This is a genomic window from Helicobacter pylori (assembly GCF_003637685.1).
Taxonomy (GTDB): Bacteria; Campylobacterota; Campylobacteria; order Campylobacterales; family Helicobacteraceae; genus Helicobacter; species Helicobacter pylori_CJ.
The window spans coordinates 50,305-67,884 of record NZ_MVWW01000004.1 but is presented as its reverse complement, the minus strand read 5'-3'; the positions used below and the strand labels follow the sequence as shown (position 1 = coordinate 67,884).

General features: G+C 39.6%; 17 protein-coding genes. 13 read left to right on the top strand and 4 right to left on the bottom strand.

The window, feature by feature from the left end; all coding sequences use genetic code 11:
• Positions 1-226: 226 nt before the first annotated feature.
• Together EAL44_RS04045 and acnB are read right to left on the bottom strand one after the other, a co-directional pair.
• The gene (locus EAL44_RS04045) at positions 227-493 is read right to left on the bottom strand and encodes a hypothetical protein (protein ID WP_162970350.1); all 267 of its coding nucleotides are present in this window, start codon (positions 491-493) and stop codon (positions 227-229) included.
• A gap of 78 nt (positions 494-571) precedes the next feature.
• Positions 572-3,130 carry a bifunctional aconitate hydratase 2/2-methylisocitrate dehydratase gene (gene acnB, locus EAL44_RS04040; RefSeq protein WP_162970349.1) on the bottom strand — a complete coding sequence of 853 codons (2,559 nt, stop codon included), beginning with the start codon at positions 3,128-3,130 and terminating at the stop codon, positions 572-574.
• A 130-nt stretch (positions 3,131-3,260) separates the two neighbouring features.
• On the opposite strand from acnB, the gene EAL44_RS04035 reads away from it, so the two are divergent.
• The 8 genes from EAL44_RS04035 to EAL44_RS04000 all read left to right on the top strand — a co-directional run bounded on the left by EAL44_RS04035 (position 3,261) and on the right by EAL44_RS04000 (position 11,767).
• On the top strand, positions 3,261-3,944 hold the full coding sequence (locus EAL44_RS04035) for an MqnA/MqnD/SBP family protein (protein ID WP_121074981.1): 684 nt from the start codon (positions 3,261-3,263) through the stop codon (positions 3,942-3,944).
• A 110-nt stretch (positions 3,945-4,054) separates the two neighbouring features.
• On the top strand, positions 4,055-4,777 hold the full coding sequence (gene pyrH, locus EAL44_RS04030) for a UMP kinase (RefSeq protein ID WP_001148063.1): 723 nt from the start codon (positions 4,055-4,057) through the stop codon (positions 4,775-4,777).
• Between the two features lie 41 nt (positions 4,778-4,818).
• Complete coding sequence (locus EAL44_RS04025; RefSeq protein WP_000712202.1) at positions 4,819-5,043, top strand: DNA-directed RNA polymerase subunit omega; 225 nt, start codon at positions 4,819-4,821, stop codon at positions 5,041-5,043.
• Complete coding sequence (locus EAL44_RS04020) at positions 5,030-7,357, top strand: RelA/SpoT family protein (protein WP_121074979.1); 2,328 nt, start codon at positions 5,030-5,032, stop codon at positions 7,355-7,357. The genes EAL44_RS04025 and EAL44_RS04020 overlap by 14 nt, the downstream gene beginning before the upstream one ends.
• A 23-nt stretch (positions 7,358-7,380) precedes the next feature.
• Entirely contained in the window at positions 7,381-8,589 is a 1,209-nt protein-coding gene (tyrS, locus tag EAL44_RS04015; RefSeq protein ID WP_121074976.1) for a tyrosine--tRNA ligase, read from the top strand.
• A gap of 16 nt (positions 8,590-8,605) precedes the next feature.
• Complete coding sequence (gene fabX, locus EAL44_RS04010; protein WP_000255226.1) at positions 8,606-9,697, top strand: decanoate oxidase/trans-2-decenoyl-[acyl-carrier protein] isomerase FabX; 1,092 nt, start codon at positions 8,606-8,608, stop codon at positions 9,695-9,697.
• Positions 9,698-9,703: 6 nt separating this feature from the next.
• Entirely contained in the window at positions 9,704-11,011 is a 1,308-nt protein-coding gene (locus tag EAL44_RS04005) for an N-acetylmuramoyl-L-alanine amidase family protein (protein ID WP_121074973.1), read from the top strand.
• An 18-nt stretch (positions 11,012-11,029) separates the two neighbouring features.
• The gene (locus tag EAL44_RS04000) at positions 11,030-11,767 is read left to right on the top strand and encodes a hypothetical protein (RefSeq protein ID WP_121074970.1); all 738 of its coding nucleotides are present in this window, start codon (positions 11,030-11,032) and stop codon (positions 11,765-11,767) included.
• 87 nt (positions 11,768-11,854) lie between these two features.
• Here EAL44_RS04000 and flhB read toward each other — a convergent pair whose 3' ends face one another.
• Together flhB and mobA are read right to left on the bottom strand one after the other, a co-directional pair.
• Positions 11,855-12,931, bottom strand: coding sequence for a flagellar biosynthesis protein FlhB (gene flhB, locus EAL44_RS03995; protein WP_121074967.1), 1,077 nt, complete (start codon positions 12,929-12,931; stop codon positions 11,855-11,857).
• Complete coding sequence (mobA, locus tag EAL44_RS03990; protein WP_121074964.1) at positions 12,924-13,529, bottom strand: molybdenum cofactor guanylyltransferase MobA; 606 nt, start codon at positions 13,527-13,529, stop codon at positions 12,924-12,926. The genes flhB and mobA overlap by 8 nt, the downstream gene beginning before the upstream one ends.
• Before the next feature lie 86 nt (positions 13,530-13,615).
• Here mobA and moaA point away from each other — a divergent pair, with 86 nt between their 5' ends.
• The 5 genes from moaA to EAL44_RS03960 all read left to right on the top strand — a co-directional run bounded on the left by moaA (position 13,616) and on the right by EAL44_RS03960 (position 17,553).
• Positions 13,616-14,581 (top strand): GTP 3',8-cyclase MoaA, encoded by a 966-nt coding sequence (moaA, locus tag EAL44_RS03985; RefSeq protein WP_121074961.1) that lies wholly within the window; start codon positions 13,616-13,618, stop codon positions 14,579-14,581.
• Between the two features lie 246 nt (positions 14,582-14,827).
• Positions 14,828-15,628, top strand: a complete 801-nt coding sequence (locus tag EAL44_RS03975; RefSeq protein WP_121074958.1) for a hypothetical protein — start codon at positions 14,828-14,830, stop codon at positions 15,626-15,628.
• A 29-nt stretch (positions 15,629-15,657) separates the two neighbouring features.
• Positions 15,658-16,056, top strand: a complete 399-nt coding sequence (locus tag EAL44_RS03970) for a hypothetical protein (RefSeq protein WP_121074955.1) — start codon at positions 15,658-15,660, stop codon at positions 16,054-16,056.
• A 17-nt stretch (positions 16,057-16,073) separates the two neighbouring features.
• Positions 16,074-17,171, top strand: coding sequence for a glycine zipper family protein (locus EAL44_RS03965; RefSeq protein ID WP_121074952.1), 1,098 nt, complete (start codon positions 16,074-16,076; stop codon positions 17,169-17,171).
• Between the two features lie 61 nt (positions 17,172-17,232).
• Positions 17,233-17,553: a YkgJ family cysteine cluster protein gene (locus tag EAL44_RS03960; protein ID WP_121074949.1), complete on the top strand. Its 321-nt coding sequence runs from the start codon at positions 17,233-17,235 to the stop codon at positions 17,551-17,553.
• The last annotated feature ends 27 nt before the right edge of the window (positions 17,554-17,580 follow it).

Below are 17,580 nucleotides of genomic sequence, written 5' to 3'. Positions count from 1 at the left end.
TTATAGAATATTTAATAAGGGGACTGATTTCACCCCTACAATCCAACAAGAGAATTTTTTTAAGGCGTGTGGGATTAAACGCGCTTTTAACACTCAAACCCTGTAAAATCCCCATTATAAGGACACAAAGCGAAAACCAAAACCCCATCAACTTTAATTTCTTCAACCATTACCAAAGGATCGCATCAAAGGATCAAATGGCGCATGCTCTCAAGTTTTGAATCCTCTAGCGCCAATTATAGATATAAGGCCTTAAGCTAATGCAATAATCTCTAGTGCTTAATATATCCTTACGCATGTCCCCTAATTGCCCAGACAAGACTTCTTGCACTTTTCTTAAATTGTTGATCTCAGTGTTTTGCGTGCTGATGATTTTTTTTAAGTCCCTTATTTCTTTAATCAAATCCGCATTACTGATCGCTTTATCGGCTTGCGCTGGATTTGCGCTTAAAAAAGCCAACGCTACACACCAACTCACAACGATTTTTTTCACCACCACTCTCCTTTTTATCCTCTCTCAACACTCAGCCATAGCTCAATAAAAGGGATCACCCCTTTAATAAAAACAAAACTAGAGCCTGAAATTCTCCATTAAGTTAAAGTTCATGTAGCGATAGATCTTGTCTTTTTGGTTTTCTAGCTTTTCGCTCACTAAATTCATGTATTCTTCTTTAGTGGGGATTCTCCCTAGTAAAGCGCACGCCGCCCCAAGCTCCGCGCTGCCTAAATACACTTTAGCCCCTCTGCCCATACGATTATCAAAATTGCGCGTGGAAGTGGAAAAGACGACCGCATTATCCCTAACCCTCGCTTGATTGCCCATGCACAAGCTACAGCCTGGAACTTCAGTCCTTGCCCCAGCAGCCCCAAAAATCGCATAATAGCCCTCATTAATCAGCTCTTGTTCGTCCATTTTACTGGGTGGCACTACCCAAAGGCGCGCTTGACTGGGAGGAGCGTTTTTAACGATTTCGCCAAAGGCTCTAAAATGCCCAATATTCGTCATGCAAGATCCAATAAACACTTCATCAATAGCGTGCGGTCTTTTGCCGGTTGTATCCGCTAAAACTTCGCTCAAAGTAGCGACATCATCAGGGTCATTAGGGCATGCTAAAATAGGCTCCGTGATTTCTGCCACATCAATTTCAATGACAGCGGCGTATTGAGCGTTACTATCTGGCTCTAACAATACCGGATTATCCACCCAAGCTTGCATCGCGTCTCTGCGTTTTTTCAAAGTCTCTTTGTCTTCATAACCGCTTGCAATCATCTCATCAATGAGCTTGATATTGGATTTCAAGTATTCAATCATTGGCTCTTTATTCAAACGCACCACGCAAGCAGCCGCACTCCTTTCCGCACTCGCATCGCTTAATTCAAAAGCCTGCTCCATTTTAATATCAGGCAAGCCTTCAATTTCTAAAATACGCCCGTTAAAGACATTGATTTTGCCCTTTTTCTCCACCGTGAGTAACCCTTTTTTAATCGCATAATAAGGGATCGCATTCACTAAATCCCTTAAGGTGATCCCAGGATTCATTTCCCCTTTAAAACGCACTAATACGGATTCTGGCATGTTCAATGGCATCGTGCCTGTAACCGCTGCAAAAGCGACTAACCCGCTCCCTGCCGGGAAACTAATGCCTAAAGGGAAACGGGTGTGGCTATCCCCCCCTGTGCCTAAAGTGTCAGGCAATCCCATGCGGTTCAGCCATGTATGGATCACGCCATCGCCCGGATGCAACGCCACACCGCCTCTTTGAGTGATAAAGCTAGGCAAGGTTGCATGCAAACTCACATCGCTAGGTTTTGGGTAAGCGGCGGTATGGCAAAAACTCTGCAACACAAAAGGCGCATCAAATTTCAAACTCGCTAATTCTTTAACCTCATCTCTAGTCATCGCCCCTGTGGTGTCTTGACTGCCCACGGTGGTAACCTTTGGCTCACAATAAGCGCCAGGTAAGATCCCTTTTACCCCACAAGCATGGCCTACGATTTTTTGGGCCAAAGTGTAGCCTTTAGCGTCGCTTTTAGGAGCGGCTGGCTTTTTAAACGCTTCCGATTCGCCTAGCCCTAAAAATTTACGCGCTTTATTAGTCAAACCTCTACCAATGATTAAAGGGATACGCCCAGAAGCCCTGACTTCATCTAGCAAAGTTTCAGGCTCTAATTTAAAAGTGCTAACCACTTTATCGTTCAGCGTGATTTCGCCTTTATAAGGGTAAATTTTAATGATGTCGCCCTCTTTTAAATCCTTAACATCAGCCACAATGGGTAACGCCCCGCTATCTTCACAAGTCGCAAAGAAAATCGGAGCGATCACCCCCCCAATCACAATGCCTCCACTCCTTTTATTAGGCACAAAAGGAATGTCCTTACCAAAATGCCACATGATAGAGTTTGTCGCGCTTTTTCTAGAGCTTCCTGTGCCAACCACATCGCCCACATACGCTACAGGAACGCCTTTAGTTTTAATGGCTTCAATGCGTTGTTCGTAATTTTCAATCCGGTTTTTTAGCATGGCTTTGGCATGTAAAGGAATATCGCTTCGTGTGAAAGCGTCGCTCGCTGGGCTTAAATCATCGGTATTGGTTTCGCCATCAATCTTAAACACGCACGCTTCAATGCATTCATTCAAAGGCTCTTTATTCAAAAACCATTCGGCGTTCGCCCAAGACTCTAGCACTTCTTTAGCCAGGGCGTTAGTTTTACTCATTGCCGCAATTTTATCAAACGATCCATAGACTAAAAGAGTGGTTTTTAAAGCTTTCGCGCTCTCTTTAGCGATGTTTTTATCTTGACTTTCTAAGCCCACAATCAAAGGCTCTACATTATACCCCCCAAGCATCGTGCCTAAAAGAGTGGTCGCTTCTAAAGCGCTAATGTGCGCGCATTCTAGTTTTTTTTGAGACAATTTAGCTAAAAATTCCGCTTTCACTTTCGCCCCCTCATCAACCCCAGGGCTTACCCTGTGAATGAGTAATTCTTTAGCGAAAGCGGCGTTTGTGGGATCTTTCATTAAAATCTCAACAACCGCTTCCACTTGTTTAGCGCTTAAGGGGAGTGGCGGGATACCCTCACTTTTTCTTTCTAAAACGCTTTTTTTGTAATCTTCTAAAAAATCTTTCATCATTTCTCCTTTTTTAATAGCATTATTTGCTAATGCCCTAATCATTTGATCCATGATAACAAAACTCTTTTTACTTTTAGTTAAGTTGTAAGAAACTTTAGCTACCATGCGATACAAAAAAGGATTTTAAGTGCGTTTTGGTAAAATTGATTATTTAAACATGCTCCCTTTTGATGTGTTTATCAAATCCTACCCCACCCCTTGTTATTTCAAACAATTTTTACGGCTTAAAAAAACCTACCCCTCCAAACTCAATCAAAGTTTTTTATTCAGGCGTATTGATGCGGGGTTTATTTCTTCTATCGCCGGCTATTCATTCGCTCTTTGTTCTTATTCTCTAGGTATTGTCGCTTATAAGGAAGTTTTAAGCGTGTTGGTTGTGGATGCAAAAAACGCTTTGGATAAAGAGAGCGCTTCTTCAAACGCCCTCTCTAAAGTGTTAGGGTTAAAAGGCGAAGTCTTAATCGGCAATAAAGCGCTGCAATTTTATTATTCCAACCCCAAAAAAGATTTTATAGATTTAGCCGCTCTGTGGTATGAAAAAAAACGCTTACCGTTTGTTTTTGGGCGTTTGTGTTATTATCAAAACAAGGATTTTTACAAGCGTTTGTCTTTAGCTTTCAAACACAAAAAAACAAAAATCCCTTACTACATCCTTAAAGAAGCCGCTTTAAAAACCAACTTGAAACGCCAAGACATTCTAAATTACTTGCAAAAAATTTACTACACTTTAGGCAAAAAAGAACAATCAGGCTTGAAAGCGTTCTATCGTGAATTGTTATTCAAACGCATCCAAAAGCCTAAGCGTTTTTAGTGATTCGCTGAAAACAGGGGCTTAAAAAACCCAGAAAGGGTGTTTTTAAGCAAGATTAGGTTACAATCACAAGTTTTATTAAAATTTTATTAATTAATTAAGAAGGGATCATGCAAGCAAAGATAAAAAACAAACGGGTTTTGGTGAAATTTTCTGGGGAAGCGTTAGCTGGGGACAACCAGTTTGGAATTGACATTCATGTGTTAGATCACATCGCTAAAGAGATCAGAAGCTTAGTGGAAAACGATATTGAAGTGGGTATTGTGATTGGTGGAGGCAATATCATTAGGGGGGTTAGCGCGGCTCAAGGGGGGATCATTAGGCGCACCAGTGGGGATTATATGGGCATGCTAGCCACCGTGATTAATGCGGTAGCCATGCAAGAAGCTTTAGAGCATATCGGTTTAGACACAAGAGTGCAGAGCGCCATTGAAATCAAAGAGATTTGTGAAAGTTATATTTATAGGAAAGCGATCAGGCATTTAGAAAAGGGTAGGGTGGTGATTTTTGGCGCTGGCACGGGAAACCCGTTTTTCACCACCGATACGGCTGCCACTTTAAGAGCGATTGAAATTGGATCGGATCTAATCATTAAAGCGACTAAAGTGGATGGCATTTATGACAAAGACCCTAACAAATTCAAAGACGCTAAAAAATTAGACACTTTAAGTTATAACGATGCCTTGATAGGGGATATTGAAGTGATGGACGATACCGCTATTTCTTTAGCTAAAGACAATAAGCTCCCTATTGTGGTGTGTAACATGTTCAAAAAAGGGAATTTATTGCAAGTGATCAAGCACCAACAAGGCGTGTTTTCTATGGTAAAATAAGCTCTTTAAAATTGGATAGAGTTCAAAATAAAAGGATCAGTTTGAAAAAAGAGAGAACAGAGAGTTTAGTCGCTCAAGCCTTAAAAAATATTGGGAACGACCGCTACATGCTAGATAATTTAGTTTTCGCTCGGGTGAAGCAATTAAACGCCGGAGCCAAAACTTTAGTGAATATGGACCCTAAGCGTCATAAATTAGTGGATATTGCCATTAGAGAAATCGCTGAAGGGAAAATTGATATAGACAGGATAGATGAACGAAATTGATAAATCCGTTGATATCGGATTCTTACGGATTTTGGATGTTATCAAAAAAGTTACAACCCCAAAGGGTGGCATTGAAATCTTAAGGACTTTAATTGATTTCACGCCCAAGATTGAAAACGCCCTAAATTTAGCGACCAAAAGCCATAAGGGGCAATACAGAAAGAGCGGTGAGCCTTATATTGTCCATCCTATTTGCGTGGCGAGCGTGGTGGCGTTTTGTGGGGGCGATGAAGCGATGGTGTGCGCTGCGCTTTTGCATGATGTGGTAGAAGACACGCCCTGTGAGATTGAAACGATTGAGCGAGAATTCGGGCAAGATGTGGCCAATTTAGTGGATGCGCTCACTAAAATCACTGAAATCAGAAAAGAAGAATTAGGAGTGAGCTCTCAAGATCCCAGAATGGTGGTTTCAGCGCTCACTTTTAGAAAGATCCTTATTAGTGCGATACAAGATCCAAGAGCCTTAGTGGTGAAGATTAGCGACAGGTTGCACAACATGCTCACCTTAGACGCCTTGCCTCATGACAAGCAAGTGCGTATTTCTAAAGAGACTTTAGCGGTGTATGCCCCCATAGCGAGCCGATTGGGCATGTCTTCAATCAAAAATGAATTAGAAGACAAAAGCTTTTATTATATTTATCCAGAAGAGTATAAAAATATCAAGGAATATTTGCACAAAAACAAGCAGTCTTTACTCTTAAAACTCAACGCTTTTGCGAGCAAGTTAGAAAAAAAACTTTTTGACAGCGGGTTTAGCCATTCGGATTTCAAACTCGTTACAAGGGTGAAGCGCCCTTATTCTATTTATCTTAAGATGCAACGGAAGGGCGCGGTTAATATTGATGAAATTTTGGATTTGTTAGCGATTCGGATCTTATTGAAAAACCCCATTGATTGCTATAAAGTTTTAGGGATTATCCATTTGAATTTCAAACCCATTGTCTCTCGTTTTAAAGATTACATCGCTTTACCGAAAGAAAATGGCTATAAGACGATACACACGACCATTTTTGATGAATCTTCTGTTTATGAAGTGCAGATCCGCACCTTTGATATGCATATGGGGGCGGAGTATGGTAATTCAGCCCACTGGAAGTATAAAGCCGGGGGCGTAGATCATGAAGATCACCATGAGGGCATGAGATGGTTACAAAATTTTAAATACCATGACAGCGATTTGAAAAACGACCCTAAAGAATTTTACGAACTTGCTAAGAACGATTTGTATCGTGAAGATATTGTCGTTTTTTCGCCCCATGGGGACACTTACACCTTACCGGTGGGAGCGATCGCTTTAGATTTTGCTTACATGGTGCATAGCGATTTGGGCGATAAAGCCACGGACGCTTATATCAATAGTAAAAAAGCCTTACTCAATCAAGAATTAAGGAGTGGGGATGTGGTTAAAATCATTAAAGGCGATAAAATAATACCTCGTTTCATTTGGATGGATCAGCTTAAAACTTCTAAGGCTAAAAACCATTTGCGCATCCAAAGAAGAAACCGCTTGAAAGAAATTGACACTAAGAGCATGATAAATATTCTAACGACTTTTTTTGGGCGCTCTGTTTTTGAAGATGTGGATTTGAAGGATTATAAAAACTTTGAAGAAAAATTAACAGATTGTGGGGTGGAGATTACCTTAACAGAAGCGATGAAAAGCTTTGAAAATTTAGCCAAGCTCACTGAAGAAATTGAAAATAAGGTGTTTTCTTTAAAAGAAGATGCGATTTTAGAATACCAAGAGATGAGTTTATGGACTCGAGGTTTGAGGTATTTGGGTTTTAAAACCAATGTTTTGAATTTTTTAACCCCAAACCGGCAATGGCAGTGTAAGGAATTAGAACATTTTAGCGTTTGTTCAAGCAACGCTTTAGAAATCAAACAGGTGTTGTTGAATGATTGTTGTTACCCTAAATATGGCGATGAAATCATTGCGATTGTAACGGATTTGAAAGATCCAAAGGCGGTTGCGCACCATAAATTTTGCAAAAAAGCGATGGCGGAAGTGGATGCTAAAGCGCCGATGGTTTATATAGAATGGCACAAGCGCGATCGAACGATTTATAAAATGATGTTTTATTTAGGCGAAAAAAAGTCGGTTTTAGCGGGTTTGTTAACTTTTTTAAATAGGAATGAATGCAATATTGTGGGCGTGTCTTACTTGGGCTATAAAGACAAGTATTCTAGCCATTGCGAAGTGAGTTTTGAAATAGCTACGGATAAGGCGGATTGGATCAGATCCTTAATCAATCGCAAATATCAGGATAGGATTGTAGAATTATCCAGTCTAGATGACGCTTATGAGTCATAATAAGCCCTAATTAAGGAATAAACATGGAACAAAAAGTCAGTACCGCCTTAAAAGAGATCAAAAGAGGCGCTAATGAAATCATTGGATTAGAATATATTGAAAAGTTAGTGAGAAAATATTACGAAACCAATGAACGCTTTATCGTTAAAGCCGGGTTTGATCCGACCGCTCCCGATTTGCATTTAGGGCATACGGTATTGATCCAAAAATTAGCTTTATTGCAGCAGTATGGGGCTAGGGTCAAGTTTTTGATTGGGGATTTTACCGCTATGATAGGCGATCCTACGGGTAAAAATGAAACGAGGAAGCCCTTAAGCCGGGAGCAAGTCTTAGAAAACGCTAAAACTTATGAAGAGCAAATCTATAAAATTTTAGATCAACAACACACCGAAGTGTGCTTTAATTCCGCTTGGTTGGATACTTTAGGCACAAAGGGCATGATAGAATTGTGCGCGAAGTTTTCAGTCGCTAGAATGCTAGAAAGGGACGATTTTGCTAAACGCTATAAAGAAAACCGCCCCATTAGCATCGTGGAATTTTTATACCCTTTGTTGCAAGGTTATGATTCAGTAGCGATAGATGCGGATATTGAGCTTGGGGGCAATGATCAAAAGTTTAATTTGCTGGTGGGGCGTTTTTTACAACGCGCTTATGGCTTGAATAAAGAGCAGTCTATCATCACCATGCCTTTATTAGAGGGGCTTGATGGGGTGCAAAAAATGAGTAAAAGCTTGGGGAATTATGTGGGGATCACTGAAGAGCCTAATGCGATGTTTGGGAAGATCATGAGCGTGAGCGATGATCTCATGTGGCGATACTACACCCTTTTGAGCGCTAAGACTTTAGAAGAAATTGAAGACTTAAAACATGGTATTTTAAATCAAACCCTGCACCCTAAAGCCGTTAAAGAAGATCTCGCTAGTGAAATCGTGGCTCGTTATTATAACAATGATCAAGCCTTCAAGGCTAAAGAGCAATTTTCTAAAGTGTTTAGCGCAAACCTTTTGCCTGAAATTTTATTAGAGAGCGATTTTGATGAGGGGGTTGGGGTTTTAGATGTTTTAAAACAGATTGGCTTTTGCCCATCCACTTCACAAGCCAGGCGCGATATTCAAGGGGGAGGGGTAAAGATTAATCAAGAAGTGATAAAAGATGAGAGTTATCGTTTTGTTAAAGGAAATTATGTTATACAGCTTGGTAAGAAAAGATTTATGAAATTAAATATTAACTAATATTAAGGAAAGAGCTATGGTATCAACACTCAAACCGCTAAAAATCGGTAAGCACACCATAAAATTCCCTATCTTTCAAGGGGGAATGGGTGTGGGGATTAGCTGGGATGAACTAGCTGGAAATGTTGCCAAAGAAGGGGCTTTAGGAGTGATTTCAGCCGTAGGGACTGGTTATTATAAAAACATGCGTTTTGTAGAAAGGATTGTGGCTAAAAAACCCTTTGAAGCCTTGAATTTTTACTCCAAAAAAGCGTTGAATGAGATTTTTGCAAACGCTAGGAAGATTTGCGGGAACAAGCCTTTAGGAGCGAATATTTTATACGCTATCAATGACTATGGCCGTGTTTTAAGGGATTCTTGTGAAGCAGGAGCGAATATTATCATTACAGGGGCTGGTTTGCCCACTAACATGCCTGAATTCGCTAAGGATTTTAGCGATGTGGCGCTCATCCCTATTATTTCTTCAGCGAAGGCTTTAAAAATCCTTTGTAAAAGATGGAGCGATCGCTATAAAAGAATCCCGGACGCATTCATTGTGGAGGGGCCTTTGAGTGGGGGACATCAGGGCTTTAAATACGAAGATTGTTTCAAAGAAGAATTCCAATTAGAAAACTTAGTGCCTAAAGTCGTGGAAGCTTCTAAAGAATGGGGGAATATCCCTATCATCGCTGCGGGGGGGATTTGGGACAGGAAAGATATAGACACCATGCTAAGTCTTGGAGCGAGTGGGGTGCAAATGGCGACTCGTTTTTTAGGCACGAAAGAATGCGACGCTAAAGCGTATGCCGATCTTTTGCCCACGCTCAAAAAAGAAGATATTTTACTCATTAAATCGCCTGTAGGCTATCCGGCTAGGGCTATTAATACGGGAGTGATCAAGCGCATTGAAGAGGGTAACGCTCCTAAAATCGCATGCGTGAGCAATTGTGTAGCGCCTTGTAACAGAGGTGAAGAAGCTAAAAAGGTGGGCTATTGTATCGCTGATGGTTTGGGGCGCAGTTATTTAGGCAACAGAGAAGAGGGGCTTTATTTTACCGGGGCTAATGGCTATAGAGTGGATAAGATTATCAGCGTGCATGAATTGATTAAAGAGCTTACAGAGGGTTAATTTGTAGTGCTTGTGAGGTTAGGGGTTGTTGCATGTCTTTTTTGGTTGCATTTTGCTTGTGCTACAACCCTTAAAATTACCAACATTGTGCCTTTTGGCTCTAGTAGCGTTAAAGTGGTGTTCAATCAAGAAATTAAGAAATTCAAAGAAGTTCCGCTCAAAAATTTCAAGAGTTATTTGGAATTAGAAGCCGTTTTAACTATTCCTAAAAAGCATTACCAATTTTCCAAGCAATCTTTTATCACGATCGCGCAATTCAGCCCTAAATTAGCACGAGTGGTTATCGGCTATGCTCCTAAGATGACTTATGAGGTTAAAATCCTTAAAGACAAGCTCTATGTTTCTATCGTGGAGAAAAAGCCCTTAATTAGGCATCAAATGGTGCTAAAACCACCTAAACACCATGCACTCAAACACCAGACGCTAAAACCCACCTCTAAACCCATTAAAAAAGAGGCTAAAAAGTCTAAAGAAAAAACGCCCATTAAGCATGCGCGCTCAAAACACGCGCATTCTCCATTGAACGAAAGGAACGCTAAAAAAGAAATTCCTAAAAAAGAAGCAGAAAATGAGAGTAAGAACCAAGTTTTTATAGCAGAAAAAAATGATACTTTCATCAAAACCAAACGCAAAAAACACAAAAAGATCGTTTTAGACGCTGGGCATGGGGGGAAAGATTGCGGGGCGATGAGCGCGAATTTGGTGTGTGAAAAAGACATTGTTTTAGAAGTGGTGAAGTTTTTATACAAAGAGCTTAAAAAAAGAGGCTATAGCGTTTTATTGACAAGGGATAAGGATGTTTATATTGATTTAGTGGCTCGCACGGAATTAGCCAATAAAAAAGGGGCGGATTTATTCATCTCAGTGCATGCCAATTCCATCCCTAAACGCTCCACCTCTAACGCTCATGGTATAGAGACTTATTTTTTATCCACCGCAAGGAGTGAAAGGGCTAGGAAAGTGGCTGAGCAAGAAAATAAAGACGATGTGAATTTAATGGATTATTTTTCTAAAAGTTTGTTTTTAAATTCATTGAACACGCAGCGATTGATTGTTTCTAACAAATTAGCGATTGATGTGCAATACGGCATGCTCCAAAGTATCCGCAAAAATTACCCTGATGTGGTGGATGGGGGTGTGAGAGAGGGGCCTTTTTGGGTGTTAGCCGGGGCTTTAATGCCTTCAATTTTAATAGAAATTGGTTATAATTCCCATGCGATAGAATCTAAACGCATCCAAAGCAAACCGTATCAAAAAATCTTGGCTAAGGGCATTGCTGATGGCATTGATAGTTTCTTCAGCAAGAATGATTAGGCAATGATTAGGTTGTAGATGAATTTTTATCAAAAAATATACACGCATAAAGTCGTTTTTTCTTCATTGTTTTTTTTGTTGTTTTTGTTCAATGCGGAAACTTTGTTGTTTTCGCATTTCAGCGATGATTTTTCCCAATTATTTTTTTTGTTTGAAAACCATGTTTATGATTTCATTGTCAAATTAGATTACTTGGGGCTAATAGGCGTTTCTTTGATTTATCTGCTTGTGCTTATTTTAAAGCCTTTCACCCTCACGCGCCAAAAATGCGCTTGCGTAGGGATCTTATGCCTTTCTTTCTACGCTTGGAATTTTCCTGTTAAACATTCTTTAATGGTGCTTTATCTTTTCTATTTTGCGCTGTTAGCGGCTTTATTGTGGCGTTTTTTAGGGGCTAGCATGAAGCAATCTTTCTTGCCCTCTATGAATATTTGCATCGTGTGGGTTTTTGCTTCTTCTTTACAGAGTTTTAGATTTTTAAGCGTGTCTGATTGCGTGGATTTTTCCCTTTTTACACTCGCTCTTATTTTATTGATACTGGTTTTAATCTATCACAAACGCCTTTTTGGGTTGTATGAATACGCTAACACGCTTATTTTGATCGTGGGGCTTAGCGTGGTGGTGCTGTGTTCTAGCATGTTCATTCAAACTAAAGAATACTATGGCATGCGGTTGGGTTTTTACTTTTTAGGCTTATTGGGGTGGCTTTTAGAATACATCCATAACACTTTAAGGCGTTTGGAGCATCAAGTTTAAAGCTCTCATCAAATAGGGATAGCTAAAGTTTTTTGAGTGTCTTTGATTGAGTGTCTTTTTGGGGCTTAAAAGCGGGTTTAAGAAATCTTAAAGAGGTTTGATGATTTTTTGTTTTTGGCGTTCTTGCTCTAGTTTAGCCACTTGAGCGAAGACAATCGCCACCGCTTCAAACAATTCTTCTGGTATGGCGGCGTTTAATTTCACGTCTCTATAAAGCTCTCTAGCGAGCGTTTTATTTTCTATAATTTCTATGTCATGCTCTCTAGCGATGCCCTTAATCCTAATGGCTAAATAATCCGTGCCTTTAGCCACCACCACAGGCACAGGGTGTTCTTCATCAAATTGAAGAGCGACGGCATAATGGGTAGGGTTAGTCACCACGACATTAGCTTTAGGGATTTCTTGCATCATTTTATTCGTGGCGTTTTTTACCATCATTTGGCGGATTTTGGCTTTGATTTCTGGGTTTCCTTCTTGCTGTTTGTATTCGTCTTTAACTTCTTGTTTAGTCATTTTTAAAGAGTTGGTGTATTGGCGGCGTTTGATCACTAAATCCACAAAAGCCAAGACAAAAAATAAAAACAAAAGCGAAGAAATGAGTAATAACGCCTTGCTTTTAAACCACAACAACTGGCCTTGCAAATTCAAAAGAGCCGCATGGTTTAATTCCCCTAAAAACAAGGAAAAGATGAAAAACCCCAGAAAAAAAGCTAAAAAAACTTTTAAAGTGATCAAACTGCCATCAAGGAGCTTTTTTAAAGAAAAAAGGTTTTTGACGCCATTGATAGGGTTGATTTTAGAAAATTTGGGTTCAATGACTTTAGGGGCAAAGAGCCAGCCAAATTGCAAGACATTGGATAAAAACGCCACCACCATTAAAATGATTAAAAGGGGTAAAAGCAATAAAAAAGTGTCTTTAGCTAGTTGGTTAAACAGCTCTTGAACGCTTTCTTTATTAAAATCTAGGGAAAAGTCTTTCAACACATGGCGATACATTTCGCTAAAGCCATCCACCCACCATATAAAAAAAACAAAAATACTCATTAGCCCGGCTAATAACCCTAAAACCCCCACCACTTCCATGCTTTTAGGCACATTGCCTTCTTCTCTGGCTTTTTGGATTTTTTTCGCGCTAGGGAGTTCGGTTTTTTCTTCTTCAGCCATTTGATCCCTCTTTTAAAATTTGAACGGCTAATTCATAGTCTTTTAGGGTGTTGAGGTTTAAAAATTCTTCTTCTTTATCAAAATGGATAGCGGTTGAAGAGGTATTTTTCACAAGATCGCTCAAGCGATAATTTTGCGTTTTAAGGGCGTAACTAAGAGCGTTAAGGGTATTTTGATGCCACAAAGAAATCAAATAATGTTCTTTTGTGGGGCTTTTAGCATAGACTACGCTAAAGTTTTGGATTTTACAAAGAGTTTTAATGCTCTCAAAGGACACTAAAGGCACATCTACAGCGATAAAAAAAATATAAGGGGTTTGCAGCGTTAAAAAAGCGTTATAAATGCCAACAAGGGGTGAAAAAAGGCCGCTCTCTTTTTCTAAAAGGTAGGGAGCGTTTAGTTCATACGATTTCTTAGCGCTGATAATGACTTGTTTGAAAAGTTTTAAAAGGCGCGAGTATTGGTATTCTAAAAGGCTAGAATACGATTTTAAAGGCATGAGAGCCTTATTGATTTGAACATTATTGATGATGAAACGAGAGCTTTTGCCCCCAGCTAATAAAACGCAAGGAATGTTATCAATGATAGGGTTTTTCAAAAGATCTATCCGTTTTGATGTTGTTAAGTCGTTGTTTTATTATGTTACACTAAAAGCTTAAATAAAGGGCATAAGGGATAAAGGGAGTGTTAGTAGATAGTTTTAATAGGGTTATTGATTATATTAGGGTGTCTGTAACCAAACAATGCAATTTCAGGTGTCAGTATTGCATGCCTGCTACGCCATTAGATTTTTTTGATGATGAAGAATTATTGCCTTTGGATAATATTTTAGAATTTCTTAAAATCGCTATTGATGAGGGCGTTAAAAAAATTAGAATCACGGGTGGGGAGCCACTATTACGCAAGGGTTTAGACGAGTTTATCGCTAAATTGCATGCTTACAATAAAGAAGTGGCGTTAGTTTTAAGCACTAATGGTTTTTTACTCAAAAAAATGGCTAAGGATTTAAAAAATGCCGGGTTATCACGGGTGAATGTTTCATTAGATTCTTTAAAAAGCGATAGGGTTTTAAAAATCTCTCAAAAAGACGCTCTTAAAAACGCGCTAGAAGGGATTGAAGAGTCCTTGAAAGTGGGTTTAAAACTCAAATTAAACACGGTTGTGATGAAAAGCGTTAATGATGATGAAATCTTAGAGCTTTTAGAATACGCAAAAAACAGAAGCATACAAATCCGCTACATTGAATTTATGGAAAATACGCATGCTAAGGATTTGGTTAAAGGCTTGAAAGAGCGAGAAATTTTAGATCTGATCGCTCAAAAATATAAGATTATGGGCATGGAAAAACCCAAACAAGGGTCTTCTAAAATCTACACGCTAGAAAATGGCTATCAATTTGGCATTATCGCCCCGCATAGCGATGATTTTTGCCAATCTTGCAATCGTATCCGTTTGGCTTCTGATGGCAAGATTTGCCCATGTTTATACTATCAAGACGCCATAGACGCTAAAGAAGCGATCATAAATAAAGATATAAAAATGATGAAAAGGCTTTTAAAACAATCTATCATCAATAAACCAGAAAAAAACATGTGGAATGATAAAAACAGCAAAACTCCCACAAGGGCGTTTTACTATACAGGGGGGTAGGGGAAAATATTTACCATTTTAAACCTTTTTATTTAAAAATCAAGCGGTTTGTTTAGGATTTTTGGTTATAGTGGCTAGGATCAAACAATGAGGAGGTCTTTATGGAAAAAGTCCTAGCGTTTTTTATTTCCGGCTTTTTAGTTTCCGGTCTTTCGGGGGGGGGGTTACTTATAAGCCTACCCTAAACCTTTTAAAATCCCCAAAATCTCTCGCTTTTTTTAAATCTCTCTTTTTTGGAGTTAGGTCATGAAAAAAGATAGAGAAAAAAATACAACAACACCACAAATACAATCGGCGGACTTTGGGTCTTTAGTGCTAACGAATGTCTTTGAATGTATCGCAAAGGGTAAAGACCCCAAAGAATTGCTCAAGAACACCGCTATTGCCACGACAAAAGATGTAGTGCGTAGTTATGGTAGTGCGTTCATAGGATCATCTTTTGGAGAAATGGTGCAAAGTAGCGTTAATAAAGTCAGCCAAAGCCTTGGCAAAGACTCATGGCAAGCGATGATTTTAGATACTGGTGCGAAAAATGTTAAAATTTTTGATAATTATCTTTCTAAGAAGATCGATGAGACGGAATTGATTGAACAACTTCATCATGCTGGTAAAAATCTTCTGAGTGGCATTTTAGTTAAGTTTGGTAACAAAGTAGCTAGTATTAGTTCCTCTATTCCTGGGATTGGACCTTTGATTAGTGTTTTAGCTCCAATGGCGAGTAAATTTCTTCACACCTTTCTAAAGGCTCGTGAAGAGGCTAAATTGGCGCGCCAAAGGCGTATTGAGATTGAAAGAGAATGCCGTGAATTCATCAAGCTGTTAGAGATTTATCAAAATCAATTTAAGGAGGTGTTTGAGCAATATTTTCATGAAACTACAAGGTTTTTCAATCAGAATTTTGATGAGCTTGAGCGTGTGCTTTATGCAGGCGATGCGGATTCAGGTATAAGAGTCAATAATAAAAACCGAGAATGGCTAGGTCAAAAGCCGTTGTTTAATAATTCTAAAGAAATTTGGGAATTGATTACCAGTAATAAAGACATATAATAAAGACATAAGAATGTAAAGGAGAAAACATGGAAAAAAATGATAAATATGCGGTTGTAACCAATGTGATAGAGTCGCTAGAAAAGGGTGGTTCTTTCAGTCAAAGAGATCGTGAGAAATTCGCACAAGCCGCTAGAACGCATGGGATTGAAGACAGTGTTATTGAAGAAATGATTGATATTGCTCAAACGCTTCATTTTGCTTATCTCCATAAAGATCTGATTGATGCAAGCGATTTGCCAAGAGAACAAAAGAAAGCCGTGCACGCTGAGCTTCAAAAAAGCATTGATGAAAATCTAGAAGCTTTGAAAAGTATCAGACATGGTATTCTTATGAGAGATCTGCTGAGTCCTCTGTGGCTCATGTCTATGCGTTTTGCGTTCGATCATGTGTTCAAAATTCAAGAAATCTTAAACAACAAAAAATAACATTTAAGGAGAAAAACATGCCATTACCATTCATTTTAGGAGGGCTAGCCCTAGTGGCAGCAGGATACGGAGTCAAAAAAGGGATTGATGCGCTCGATGCCGATTGCGAAGCTGATGAATTTATCAAAAAGGCAGAGAGTTTAAAAGAGGAAGCAACTAAAAAGGCTGAGTCTGCGGAGTCTGATTGCAAGCGTGCTTTTATGAGGTTTGGCGAGAAAAAACTCCATGTTTTAAGCCATACGGTTTCAAACTTTTTGGATCATTTCCACCGATTGGAACGCAGTAGGATCACTATCGAAGATATCAACATCGAAAGTATCAACATGCAAGACATTCAAGGTCAAGTTTCAGACGCGCAAGAAATTACCAATCAATATCGTGAGATGGATTTTCTTGATGTTTCTGGTGCGGTTGGGAGCGCTATAGGAGGAGGAGTGTTTGCGGCTTATGGCGCATACGCTGGGGTGGGCATGTTTGCTAGCACGGCTACTAGTGGTGTAGCGATCGCTGAGCTTAGTGGTGTTGCAGCGACAAACGCTACCCTTGCTTGGCTTGGTGGTGGGGCGCTCTCTGTGGGTGGCTTTGGTATGGTTGGGGGTATGGCAGTGCTTGGAGGACTTGTTGCTGGGCCTGCACTCGCTATTTTGGGGGCTTTTAGCGCTTCTAAAATGGAAAAAAAGCGAGACGATGCTAAGGCTTATTGCTCTCAAGTTGAAGCAGCCGTCAAAAAAGCGGATGTGATGATTGATAATCTTAGATCCGTTGAGAAAATGGCAAAGCTTTTCACTAGGCAGATCACAAAGTTTGACGCGCTGTTTTTCTCGCTTTCTCAAGACGCCATCGCCACGATGAAAAAGCATCACTACGATATCTCTCGCTACAATCAAAAAGAAAAAGATCAACTTAGCGTTACCGTTTCAACCCTTATGACTTTGAGCGCTTTTTTGAAAGTGCCTATCATGGACGAACACCAAAAGCTTAACGAAAAAGCGCAAAACGCGCTCAATCTCATGCGAGATCAGACGGGTAGCTTAGAAAATGGGAATTATAGCTTGCGTGGTATTAGTTTTAGGCAGGCACAGCTTGAAGATCTAAGAGACGATAAGACTTCTTAGGGCTATAGAGCTTTAAAAGAGGAAAAAAGGGCATGAAAGAGAGAGTATAAAGAAGCGAGCAATGGAAGAATCAAAAAAGCAAACAACCCTTAATCGTTTCCCTTGCACCTCTTGTGGGCTTTGCTGTAAAAATATCGCTGGGATTATTGAGCTTATTGGGTTTGATGCTGGCAATGGGGTGTGCAAGTTTTTGGATTTAGAAACGAATCTGTGCAAGATTTATGAATCGCGCCCGTTAATTTGCAGGATTGATGAAGCGCACAAAAAGCTTTATTCCCATATCCCGCGCAAGGAGTTTTATGCCAAAAACGCAGAGATTTGTAACGCTTTGCAAGAAGCAAACCACATTGATATAAGTTTTAGGGTTATTATTAATCAATAATTTAGAATTTTATAAAAACGCTAATAG